This window comes from Lysinibacillus sp. NPDC093688, assembly GCF_050280145.1.
Lineage (GTDB): Bacteria > Bacillota > Bacilli > Bacillales_A > Planococcaceae > Lysinibacillus > Lysinibacillus xylanilyticus_B.
Map to the genome: position 1 here is coordinate 1 of NZ_JBNNUX010000035.1, position 12,654 is coordinate 12,654.

Annotated in this window: 10 protein-coding genes; 4 read left to right on the forward strand and 6 right to left on the reverse strand. The window is 39.6% G+C overall.

Annotation, left to right across the window (positions count from 1 at the left end; translation table 11 throughout):
* Positions 1-143: 143 nt before the first annotated feature.
* The 4 genes from ACQKN2_RS20450 to ACQKN2_RS20465 all read right to left on the reverse strand — a co-directional run bounded on the left by ACQKN2_RS20450 (position 144) and on the right by ACQKN2_RS20465 (position 4,614).
* Entirely contained in the window at positions 144-986 is an 843-nt protein-coding gene (locus ACQKN2_RS20450; protein ID WP_427416575.1) for a DegV family protein, read from the reverse strand.
* 796 nt (positions 987-1,782) lie between these two features.
* A complete protein-coding gene (locus ACQKN2_RS20455; RefSeq protein WP_427416576.1) occupies positions 1,783-2,325 on the reverse strand; it encodes a nuclear transport factor 2 family protein in 543 nt (180 codons plus the stop codon).
* Positions 2,326-2,754: 429 nt separating this feature from the next.
* On the reverse strand, positions 2,755-3,429 hold the full coding sequence (locus ACQKN2_RS20460) for a response regulator (RefSeq protein WP_079559471.1): 675 nt from the start codon (positions 3,427-3,429) through the stop codon (positions 2,755-2,757).
* Between the two features lie 36 nt (positions 3,430-3,465).
* Positions 3,466-4,614, reverse strand: a complete 1,149-nt coding sequence (locus ACQKN2_RS20465; RefSeq protein WP_427416577.1) for a sensor histidine kinase — start codon at positions 4,612-4,614, stop codon at positions 3,466-3,468.
* Between the two features lie 167 nt (positions 4,615-4,781).
* On the opposite strand from ACQKN2_RS20465, the gene ACQKN2_RS20470 reads away from it, so the two are divergent.
* Positions 4,782-5,420, forward strand: a complete 639-nt coding sequence (locus ACQKN2_RS20470) for a YigZ family protein (protein ID WP_427416578.1) — start codon at positions 4,782-4,784, stop codon at positions 5,418-5,420.
* A gap of 136 nt (positions 5,421-5,556) precedes the next feature.
* Entirely contained in the window at positions 5,557-6,591 is a 1,035-nt protein-coding gene (locus ACQKN2_RS20475) for an LCP family protein (RefSeq protein ID WP_427416579.1), read from the forward strand.
* Between the two features lie 792 nt (positions 6,592-7,383).
* Here ACQKN2_RS20475 and ACQKN2_RS20480 read toward each other — a convergent pair.
* A complete protein-coding gene (locus ACQKN2_RS20480) occupies positions 7,384-8,448 on the reverse strand; it encodes a glycosyltransferase family 4 protein (RefSeq protein ID WP_427416580.1) in 1,065 nt (354 codons plus the stop codon).
* A 224-nt stretch (positions 8,449-8,672) separates the two neighbouring features.
* Here ACQKN2_RS20480 and secA2 point away from each other — a divergent pair, with 224 nt between their 5' ends.
* A complete protein-coding gene (gene secA2, locus ACQKN2_RS20485; RefSeq protein ID WP_427416581.1) occupies positions 8,673-11,036 on the forward strand; it encodes an accessory Sec system translocase SecA2 in 2,364 nt (787 codons plus the stop codon).
* Positions 11,036-11,938 (forward strand): accessory Sec system S-layer assembly protein, encoded by a 903-nt coding sequence (locus tag ACQKN2_RS20490; protein ID WP_427416582.1) that lies wholly within the window; start codon positions 11,036-11,038, stop codon positions 11,936-11,938. The genes secA2 and ACQKN2_RS20490 overlap by 1 nt, the downstream gene beginning before the upstream one ends.
* A gap of 1 nt (position 11,939) precedes the next feature.
* Here ACQKN2_RS20490 and ACQKN2_RS20495 read toward each other — a convergent pair.
* Positions 11,940-12,654, reverse strand: a 715-nt coding sequence (locus ACQKN2_RS20495; protein WP_427416583.1) for a hypothetical protein, incomplete at its 5' end; no start/stop codon positions are given.

Here is a 12,654-nt window from a genome sequence, read left to right on the forward strand (position 1 = left end):
TTGTTTCTCGACAATTCAAGTATATATAAATCGGTGAATCTGTGCTTTTTTTATGCGTGGAATTGTGCGAATACCCCAAAAAATATTATAGAACCAAAAAAACAGCCTCTACATAGTTACTGTAGAGACTGTCTCACTTACTATTATTTTTTTGTCCAGCCTAGACCCATTGAGCCTTCACCTAAATGTGTGCCAATAACGGGACCGAAATAGCTCAATTTAAAGTTAACGTTCGGGTAAGTTACTGCTAGTTGTGCTAGCCATTCTTCGGCTTCTGCCTGGCAATTGGCATAGATCACTACAGCGTCCAGCGCTTCATACTTACTAGCATCCTCAGCTAGTAGCTCCTCCGCACGCTTTAATGCTTTTTTACGTGTACGAATTTTTTCAAAAGGTACAATGACCTTGTCCGCAAAATGCAGGATCGGTTTTACTTGTAATAAGCCACCGATTAATGCCGCTGCTGCAGACAGACGTCCCCCACGTTGTAAGTGCGCTAAGTCATCTACAATGAAGTAAGCACGAACTGATTGCTTCATATCCGCCAATGAAGCGTGAATTTCTTTTGCGGAAAAGCCCTGAGCCGCCATTTCAGCTGCTCGTAGAACGTAAAAACCCTGCACCGCACAGGATATTTCACTATCAAAAGCGGACACATCAATGCCTTCCACCATCCCGCCTGCTTGAATGGCACCTTGATATGTACCACTGATTCCACTTGATAAATGAATAGATATTACCTCATCATACTCTTTTGCCAACTCTTCAAAGAGAGCGACAAATTCGCCAATTGGAGGCTGGGTTGTTTTTGGGAATTCTTTTGCCCCGCGTACTTTATCATAAAATTCAGATGCCGTGATATCTACTTCTTCTTCAAAAAGTTGACCTGAGATATTTACACTTAACGGAATCATATGAATGTTTAAGCGCGCTCGTTCCTCAGCCGAAATATATGCAGTACTATCTGTTACGATTGCTGTCCTCATCCATGTCCACTCTCCTATTCTAAATAGTTTACAATCAATTGCGCCTCGACGCAATTGTTGTCTGGATTTTGAATTGTACATAGGCCTGCTGGATGCAGGTCAGTTAGCCGTTTTCGCAGGATGCGAAGGTTTTAGGCTAACATCCTTATATTCATTCCTTTCAAAATCCGTGACATCCGCCGGAGGCTTTAGGCCAACATGAAGTTGGTCACTCAGTCGTGTGTTGTTGTTGTTGCTGTCGCTTCGCTTTCGCACAGTTAAAACCGTGTTGCTGTCGCTTCGCTTTCGCACAGTTAAAACCGTGTTGCTGTCGCTTCGCTTTCGCACAGTTAAATTGCCACAGGACCTGGCGTTCTTAGACTGAGTTCTCCTATCTTCAGTAGGCTACTGAATGAAGATAAAAAGAAATGAATGTGAAATGAATTACGACATAACGTAATCTTGTCTGAACGTCGAATAGAAGGAAGTCGCTTCACTCTTTCATCATTCTAGACATCTGCTAAATTGATAAACTTAGCATTCATTTCACATTCATTTCCTATGTATAGTAAAGAATTTATTTCCTCTTAGCCAAACGAGGCTGGTCTTCATCCTACTAATCCTTCTTTGAATAAGTAAAGGCTCATCACCATCATGTGGGGTTGATTTCCGTTTTAATGAAGCAAGTCCAATAAGCTGCTTTTAGCCATCGTTCCGCTACTGCGCTCGCTCTAGGGGCTTATCTTTGACGCTAATGCCCAGGAAATCGCCCAACCTCAACTCTTAGTGATGAGCCTGAATGAAGAGATCCTCATTTTTATTTGCCAGTACTTGATTTCGTGTCGTCCATATAAAAGACGCTAGTGACCTTCCATTGTCCATCTTCTTTGACGAATACTGTTACTTGTTGTCCTGCACTTTCATGCTTCACATTTGTTTTAGTTTGTACGAAATGCAATGTTATATTGGAATGGACCTGTGCTTCATTTTCGTTATATTTTATGATTGTAGTATCTTTAGCATCTCGTTTAACGTCCGACTGTTTAAATACGTCTGTCGTGAATTCTTTTTCTTCATCATAGTCGAAACCTTTTGGATCCTTCGAGAGCGTTTGCATATAACGATCAATTTCTTTTGAATTAAAGGCTTCAATATATTCATTAAAGGCTAATAAGATCGCTTTTCCTTCATTAGCTGGGACATTTTCTGCCTTTGTTATTTGTCCACCATTCATTTCAAATCCGACTGTTCCATCATCAATGATTTTTTGTCGGTCTTCCGCACTCATTTCATCTTTTTTATTACCACAGGCAGTTAACATTAATAAAGTTAGAACTGCTAGAAAACTTTTCTTTAACATCAAAAAACCTCCCGCGCATATTGTAGCATATAAATCCCGTTGTAGGAATTTTGTTGTGTATTTTCAACATTTAGGTGCTACATCTTCCTTATGACGCCCATGCTTTTAAAATGTTGCACGATTAAATCGACCCCTATGTATAAATTGTTACACTTTTTGAAGATTCGTTCCCACTAAAAAAACTGCTTTAAAAACTACTAAATAATTTAGTAGCCTTTAAAAACAGTATCAATTATGCCTCGGCATAATTGCGTCCGGAATCGGCTTTGTGCTAGGGCCTGCACGATGCAGGTCAGTTAGCCGTTATCGCATGGATGCGATGATCTTAGGCTAACATCCCCTAAGCACTCCTTTCCGATTCCGTGACATCCGCCGGAGGCTTTAACTTCTTTCAGTTCTACTGAAAGAAGTTAAATTCGATGTATGCTATTAGCGTACTTCAACCCAGCCATTTTTGATGGCTGTAACAACAGCTTGTGTACGGTCGTTTACATTCATTTTTTGTAAAATGCTTGAAACATGGTTTTTAACTGTTTTTTCAGAAATGAACAGTGTCTCACCAATTGTACGGTTCGATTGTCCATCTGTTAATAATTGTAATACTTCACATTCACGCTTTGTTAACAAATGGAATGGGCGACGAATTTCTGTTTGATGGAAGTTACCTTTATTTTCATGCTCAGAAAGACGACGGAATTCCGCTACTAAATTTTTAGTTACTTTTGGATGTAAATAAGATCCACCATTCGCAACTACTTTAATAGCTTCAACAATTTCGTCTGCATCCATTTCTTTCAGCATATAGCCAAGTGATCCAGATTTTAGTGCGTGTGTTACGTATGTTTCATCATCATGGATGGATAGCATAATAACCTTTGCATCTGGGTATTCATTAATTAAATCTGCTGTTGCCTCTACGCCATTTTTCCCCGGCATATTAATATCCATTAGTACAACATCAGGTTGATTTTCAGCATATAAAGAAACTACATCTGTACCATCATCACCTTCTGCTACCACATCAAACGTATCTTCAAAATCTAAAATACGCTTTACTCCTTCGCGGAATAGCTGGTGATCGTCTACAATAATAATCTTCGTCATTTGTCTTTACCCCCTAAATTTCCTCAAACAATCGTTTCACTCTACTTCTAACGGAATTTTAAATAAAACCGTCGTACCTCGATTTATCTCACTTGTAATTGAGATTGTCCCACCCAAAATTTCAATCCGTTCTTTCATACCTAGAATCCCAAAGGAATGGTCTTTAACTTTCTGTGGATCGAAACCTATGCCATCGTCTTTTACAACGATATTTACGGCATCTTTCAACCACTCAAGCTTTACCCAAATATCCTTACATTTCCCGTGTTTCATGGCATTCGTTACACATTCCTGCACTAAGCGGAAAATAGATACTTCATAGTTGGATGGTATCCGTTTTTCGGTGCTTCTTGATTGGAAATGAACTTCAACACCAGGATTATATTCAGTCACTGTCGATAAGTACTTTTTTAATGTCGGAACAATTCCCAAATCATCCAGTGCCATTGGTCTTAAATCATAGATTATACGTCGCACCTCTGATAATGCATTACGCACCGTTTTCTTTAAATCAGTAATTTCAGCCAAAGCATATTCAATGCCCTTTTCACGATACGTTCTGTCTATTAAATCAGTGCGCATCAGTACATTTGCTAGCATCTGAGCAGGTCCATCGTGGATTTCCCTCGATAGGCGTTTGCGCTCCTCTTCCTGTGCCGCAATAATACGTATACCAAAATCTTGTTTCATTTTTGCTTGTTCAAGTGCTAAACCAACATTTTTTAAATCTGAAGTTAAGTAATTCAAAACGACATTTACTTGATTGACAATATGATCTGCACGTTCAATCGTATCGAGTAGTGCTCTTAATCTTCTCTCTAAATCATCTCTTTTATCACGTAGTTGCTTTTCTTGTGTTCTAATAACGGAGAGCTTCACTTGAAAATCCTGTGCAGTTTCATATGCTTCTCTAACTTGTTCTTCGGTATAATTATCGAAAGCTTTACTCACTAACACAAGTCTTTGCTTGGCAAGCTGTGTACTTTTTTCTAAAGCATCGCCTTCATCAATAACAATTGAAACTTGTTTTCGAACAATTTCTAGCTCTTTTTGCATATCTTCGAAACTTCTACGGCTTTGTTCACTTATAATGAAGATATCATCCTTTGAGCTCATGATTGTTTCTAACATTCGATTAAATATGTCATCAAGCGACTTTAAATCGAAGGTATCATTTGAAAACATAGTATACTCCCCAGTCTAATGTCTTATGATTACTTACCATTTCAATAGACCAATTACATAGTCTACACCTATTATATCATCACCCTGTTAAAATTTAATGCTTTTTCTTTATGAAAATTATAGAATAGAACTCGAATAGAACTCTACCTAAAAGGAGATTGGTACGGATGAGAGAAAACTATTTAACAGTAAAAGGATACGGAGAAAGCGAAATTGTTATTTCTAAATCTCGCTTTCTTACTTATATAGAACGTGCAGAAACGGAAGAGGATGCAATTTCTTTTATTGAACGCATAAAAAAAATGCATCATAATGCGACACACAATTGTTCAGCCTATATGATTGGTGAGCATGATCATATTCAAAAAGCTAATGATGACGGGGAACCTAGCGGCACAGCTGGCGTCCCTATGTTAGAAGTCCTAAAAAAACAAGGTTTAAAAGATACGGTCGTTGTCGTCACACGTTACTTTGGCGGCATTAAGCTTGGCGGTGGCGGTCTCATTCGTGCGTACGGCAAAGCGACAACAGAAGGTTTACTCGCTGCCCAGGTTGTCGAACGCAAGCTTCATCATTTTATGAAAATTACCGTTGATTACACATGGCTTGGCAAAGTGGAAAACGAAATTCGAGGTTCATCTTATACTTTAGAGGAAATTCGCTATTTGGAAGGCGTCGACATTATTGTATCCGTGTTAAAAGAGAAAGAAGAACTGTTCCGAAACTGGGTAACAGAAATGACAAATGGACAAGCGAACATTACGTTTGAGAATGCTCAATTTATTGAATTTATTGTAGATAAATAGTTTTAATTGCCGAAACTATTTATGCATAGTATAATTTTAACGTTAAGCTATTTTATCAACTGCATATTATTACTTGTATTTGCATAAATTTTAGTTTAATCGTATTCTAATCCCCATAACTTAGAGGAGAATATAAATGAAAAGTAAAAAGTACAAAAAGAAATCTTCTAGAACGTCCTTAATTATAAAAGTTTCCCTACTTCTCATTGCTAGTTTGGCAATTTGTGTTACTGCTTATGGTGTTTATCTTACTAAACAAGTGAAACATGCAGCTGACTCAGCACATGAAAATTTAGATGGCCGCGAAGTTTCTGCACTTCGCGATAGTAAAGTAGAGCCGATAAAAGATAATGTATCTATCTTATTTGTCGGTGTTGACGATAGTGATAATCGTGGGCAAGGTTCTGATCATTCACGTTCCGATGCACTAGTATTAGCGACATTAAATAATAAAACGCATACGATTAAAATGCTAAGCATTCCACGTGATTCATATGTTTACATTCCTAAAGTAGGCTATAGAGATAAAATTACCCATGCACATGCTATGGGTGGTACACTGGCAACAATTGATACAGTTGAAAAATTATTAGATATCCCAATTGACTATTATGTGCGTATGAACTTCAATGCTTTTATTGACGTAGTTGACGCATTAGGTGGCATTGAAGCTGAAGTACCTTATGCTTTACATGAGTTAGACGAATTCGACAAGTTTACAATCAACTTGAAGCCAGGTATGCAGCATTTAAACGGTAGTGAAGCACTTGCACTTGCAAGAACACGTAAACAAGATAGCGATATTGAGCGTGGTAAGCGTCAACAAGAAATCCTTACAGCTATTATCAATAAAGTTTCTTCTGTTGGTTCTATATCAAAATACGATGATGTCATTAAGGCACTTGGTGATAACATGAAGACGGATATGACATTTGATGAAATGAAATCCTTCTTATCTTATTTAACAAAAGGTGTACCACGCATTGATACTTTAAATTTAGAAGGCACTGATGATATGTCTACTGGCATTTATTATTATCAATTAAATCAAAAGTCTGTTAATGAAGCAAAAGAAACGTTGCAAAACCACCTTGGCTTAAATGAAAATTCATCAAGCCTCACAAAAGACGATACTGACAGTGATTCAAGTGAAGAATCTTCGGTGAATTAACTAGCTTAATAAAACTTATAGCCTTTCCACTTTCAATTCGTGGAAAGGCTTTTTTTATGGAATTATTATACCTTAGCATAGTCCGGAAACGGCTTTGCGCTTATGCCGGTATGATGGAGGTCATTTCGGTAAGGCCACAAGAGTGTGGCGTTTTTACCGATGTTATCGGATGGATGCGATGATTTTAGGCTAACATCCTATATGAATCCCTTTCCGATTCCGTAACATCCGTCGGAGGCTTTGGGCCAACAAATGTCTTTTGAAAGCGTAGTGCTAATGCAGCGTCAGCAGCACGACGTTTTTTGCGCGAAAGCGTAGCGGCAGCGGCACGACGTTTTTTGCGCGAAAGCGTAGCGGCAGCGGCACGATGTTTTTGCGCGAAAGCGTAGCGGCAGCGGCACGATGCTTTTCGTGCGAAAGCGTAGCGTCAGTGGCACGACGTTTTTGCGCGAAAGTGTAGCGGCTAGCGGCACGATGTTTTTCGTGCGAAAGCATAGCGGCAGCGGCACGATGTTTTTTGCGCGAAAGCGTAGCGGCAGTGGCACGATGTTTTTTGCGCGAAAGCGTAGCGTCAGTGGCACGACGTTGGTCACTCAGGCTTTTTCACAGGATGTGAAGTTCTTAGCCTAAGTCCCTCTATTTCGCGGGCGTTTGGACATCCGCTGAAAAGCAGCTTGATTCTGCATTTATTTCACCACCTATAGTGGTGGGTGACCTCTGTATCTTAAATCTCTCCAAAAAGAGTCCACAAAAAAAGCAATCACACAAAAATGTATGATTGCCTTCACTTTATTATTTATTAAATATCCGCACAAAATTCAATAATGGTTTATAGTTTTTACCCGCGAGTCCAATGACTTCAACCAAAAGTTCAATTGCTGTTAAAATAACTGCTACAAGTAAAATTGCACCCCATAATTTTGCCATAGAGAAGATCACTGCGGCCATGCCAAACATCGTTGCAATCCCATAAATAAGGAGCACTGTTTGTCGATGTGTAAAGCCCATATCCAGTAATCGGTGATGTAAATGTGATTTATCTGGATCCGACCATTTTTTCTTCATGCGTACACGACGAACAATCGCAAAGAATGTATCAGAAATCGGCACACCTAGGATGATAACTGGGATAATTAATGAAACGACTGTAACATTTTTAAATCCAAGCAATGCGAGCACTGATATCATGAAGCCAAGGAATAATGCTCCCGTATCTCCCATGAAGATTTTTGCTGGGTGAAAATTGTAAAATAAAAATCCAAATGTTGCTGCCGCTAAAATAGCTGCGATTGCTAATACGAACATATTGTGCATAATAATTGCCATGACAGCTAATGTAATAAGGGCAATCGTTGAAACGCCTGCCGCTAGACCATCTAAGCCATCGATTAAATTAATGGCATTAGTAATACCAACAATCCAAATAATTGTTAAAGGAATACTTAGGAATCCAAAATTTAATTCACCTACAAATGGCAGGGTAATCATATCAATTTGAATGCCACCTACAAAAATAACGATAAGTGCCGCAATAAGCTGGCCAACTAATTTAGCCTTTGCGGAAATTTCACGCATATCATCTACGACACCTGTTGCTACGATAATGCAAGCACCAATAATAATTGCCAGTAAAAAATTACTACCATTTTCATTGATTATCAAAATCGGCTGAAATATAGCCACAGCTATTAAAAAAGAAAGGAAGATCGCCAATCCCCCGAGTCTTGGCATAATCCGTGCATGTACTTTTCGATAGTTTGGTGCATCGACAGCACCTATTCTGAACGCTAATCGTTTAACTAGTGGAGTTAACAATATTGAAGCAACAAAAGCTGCTATTATAGACACGTAGAGCATGTCTCTCCTCCTCAAAAAATAATCTACATTGAAATCCAAATTGATTATAGCACGAACCGGCGCCGAAATATACTTTTTCTATTTATTTTCCACCATTTCACAAATATTATTCCTCTTTTTCAGATTGGAAGAATGCTGCATGCCAAATGTAGTCACTTCACGTAAAATTTGATAGAATAATGTAGTGTCTAGCATTTAGACAACTTTAAAGGAGCGTATATTCCATGTTCTCAATTTTCAAAAGTAATAAAGAGCAAACGAGTGCTCGTCAATTAAAACGCTACTATAAGATAGTAGAACAAATTAATAGTCTCGAAGAAAAATATGTTAATAAGTCAGATGCAGAATTACGAGAAATGACTTTTATTTTCAAAGATCGCTTACAACAAGATGAGCCTATTGCATCCATCATCCCGGACGCATTTGCTGTCGTACGAGAAGCCTCAAAACGTGTATTAGGAATGCGTCATTTTGATGTACAGCTTATTGGTGGTCTTGTTTTAACTGAAGGCAATATCGCTGAAATGCCTACAGGTGAAGGTAAAACGCTAGTTGCTTCCCTTCCCTCTTATGTACGTGCATTAGAAGGCAAAGGTGTTCATGTTATTACCGTCAATGATTACTTAGCGAAACGTGACTTTGAACTAGTTGGACAGATTCATCGTTTCCTTGGCTTAACAGTTGGTTTAAATTTACCAATGATGGAAGCAGACGAAAAAAAGGAAGCCTATAATGCAGATATTACATATGGTGTTGGGACTGAATTCGGTTTCGATTACTTGCGTGATAATATGGCATACAGCTTAGCTGATAAAGTACAGCGTCCTTATCACTTCGCCATTATTGATGAAGTGGATAGTGTACTAATCGATGAGGCAAAAACACCACTGATTATCGCTGGTAAAATGCCATCTAACGATGAACTACATCGCATCTCATCTATGTTAGCAAAACGCTTCAAAATAGATGAAGATTATGATTTTGATGATGAAACGAAAGCTACTTCCCTAACAGATAAAGGTATTGAAAAAGTTGAGGCTGCATTCAATATAGATAATCTGTATGACTTAGAGCACCAATCACTTTTCCATTATGTTATCCAAGCTGTTCGTGCTCACGTCATGTTTGAACGTGATGTTGATTACATCGTAAAGGATGACAAAATCGAGCTTGTTGATATGTTCACAGGTCGTATTTTAGAAGGTCGTTCACTATCTAATGGCTTACATCAAGCGATTGAAGCAAAAGAAAATGTAACGATTACCGATGAAAATAAAGCACAGGCACAAATTACAATTCAGAACTATTTCCGTATGTATCCGAGGCTTTCAGGGATGACAGGTACTGCGAAAACACAGGAAAAAGAAATTCGAGAAGTGTACGGCATGGAAGTTATTCAAATTCCAACCAATCGTCCACGTCAACGTGTCGATCAGCCTGATATTATTTTCAACAAGCAAGAAGATAAATATAAATATGTAGCAGCTGAAGTTAAACGTCGTCACGAAAAGGGACAACCTGTCTTAGTTGGGACAACATCTATACTGCAGTCTGAAACAGTTGCCGATAGCTTGAAAAATGAAGGCTTAAAATTCCAATTGCTAAACGCTAAAACAGTTGAGCAAGAGGTTGAGCTGATTTCTCAAGCAGGTCAAAAAGGTCGTATTACGGTAGCTACCAATATGGCTGGTCGCGGTACAGATATCGTGTTAGGCGAAGAAGTTCATGCACTTGGAGGTCTATATGTTATCGGTACCGAAAAGCATGAAAGCCGCCGTGTAGATAATCAGCTACGTGGTCGTTCAGGTCGTCAAGGCGACGTAGGTGAAAGCCGCTTCATTCTCTCTATTGAAGATGATATGTTCCGCCGTTATGCAAAAGAAGAAGTTGAAAAATTCTCTGCAAAAATGGTTGTCAACGAAGAAGGCATTATTCAAAATAAAGATGCTCAAGAACTCATTAACCGTACACAACGAATTGTTGAGGGCTCCCAATACGGTATGCGTGAATACAACCTAAAATTAGACGACGTTATCAATGACCAACGTACAGTTATTTATGGTCTACGTGACAAAATCTTAGCTGAGAAAGACTTGATGGGCGAGCTAAAAAAAATGCTTCGTGAAACGGTTGAATTTGCTGTTCTCGACGCTGCACCAGAAGAAGTTAATTCTGTTGAATGGAATTATGATCAAATGGAGAGTTCACTAAACTCACTTTTCATTACACCTGTCACAATTGACCGAGAAGTGGGCAGAGTAAAACAAATTTTAGCTGACATTCAACCTTCAGAGCAAGAACTGCTCAATCATATAGAGAAATTCGCAGAAAATGAACAAGTAATAGAAGTTCTTCCACAAATCATGCTTAGTTATATAGATAGTGGCTGGGTGAAACACTTGGAAGTAATGGCTCATTTAAAAGAAGGTATTGGCTTACGTCATTACCAGCAAGAAGATCCAATGCGAATTTATCAACGCGAGGGACTTGAGTTATTCGGTAAGAATTTCCAAGAATTACGTCGTTCTATTATTATAGAGATTACTGGCTTCATGAAATCAATTGAGGCACAACAGGAGGTACAATAATGGGCTTATTCTCATTCTTTAAAAAATCAGACAAAATCGTTCAAGAAAACACAATTGACTCAAAAGACTTACTAGGAAAAGCTGGTACGAATTCAGGCGATAATCGCGATGTTGAAACAAAGCTTTCATTCCATCCAGAGTGGGATGTACCACAGGAGCAAAAATACATTTTCAACTTCTTAGCAAATGAACTAGAACCATTGAAACCAAATCAATTATCTCTTTCTTCTATCAGTATTGAAGAAGACGCACGCTCTCGTAAATGGCTTGTTCGTGCATTTTTCCGCTCATCCTTACCACAAGCAATCGAGCTAGGAGAAATCGAGCTTTTCATCATGGATAAAAATGACGAGCTTGTAGCATCTAAAAAATTCGATTTTAAAGCACTTGGCACAATTCCAGCAGAAAGCGCTCGCCCATGGGTATTTGAATTCGAAAAATCTGCAATTAAAGTAGACGAAGTTCCTGAAGATGGCTGGAAAATTGCCTTCAATCTTGTTTCCCTTCGTGGTCATCAATTAGAACTAGATCCATCATGGGAAAAACAATTACCAGCAGCTCAAATAGAAGAGCTAGCCAAAATCGTCGATACTTTACCAAAGTTAGGTGAAACTGAAGTAAATTTCACCGGCTTACAAGCAAAGCTAGCTGATAACGGCAACCTAAATGTATCGATTTTTATCCGTAATGGACACACTAAATCTATTAATCTAGAACAATTACCACTAGAAATTATAGATGCCACAGGTAAACAAATTGCTAATGGTTCATTTAACATGGATCCAGTATTAACTGTACAACCAAACTCAACGAAGCCTTGGACATTTGTCTTCCCTGCAGACCTTGTTGACGCAAAAGATGCCGATTTATCTCGTTGGACAGCACGCGTAACACAACAATAAACTATCGAAATCCCTTCTTTTTTATAGAAAGAAGGGATTTTTTTATTTGCATAGCGCGGGTGTTTGTTCTCCTTCCGCGGGTATCTCTGCTTTCCGCGGGTATTTGCCTCCCTTCCGCGGGTATCTCCGCTTCCGCGGGTATTCGCTTCCCTTCCGCGGGTATTCGCATCTCTTCCGCGGGTATTTGCCTCTCTTCCGCGGGTATCTCTGCTTTCCGCGGGTATTCGCATCCCTTCCGCGGGTATCCGCTTCCCTTCCGCGGGTATTCGCATCTCTTCCGCGGGTATTTGCCTCCCCTCCGCGGGTATTCGCATCTCTTCCGCGGGTATCTCTGCCTTCCGCGGGTATTTGCCTCCCTTCCGCGGGTATCTCCGCTTCCCTCGGGTATTCGCATCTCTTCCGCGGGTATCTCTGCCTTCCGCGGGTATTCGCTTCCCTTCCGCGGGTATTTGCTCTCCTTCCGCGGGTATCTCTGCCTTCCGCGGGTATTCGCATCCCTTCCGCGGGTATTCGCTTCTCTTCCGCGGGTATTTGCCTCCCTTCCGCGGGTATTTGCTCTCCTTCCGCGGGTATCTCTGCTTTCCGCGGGTATTTGCATCTCTTCCGCGGGTATTCGCATCTCTTCCGCGGGTATTTGCTCTCCTTCCGCGGGTATCTCTGCTTTCCGCGGGTATTTGCATCTCTTCCGCGGGTATTCGCATCTCTTCCGCGGGTAT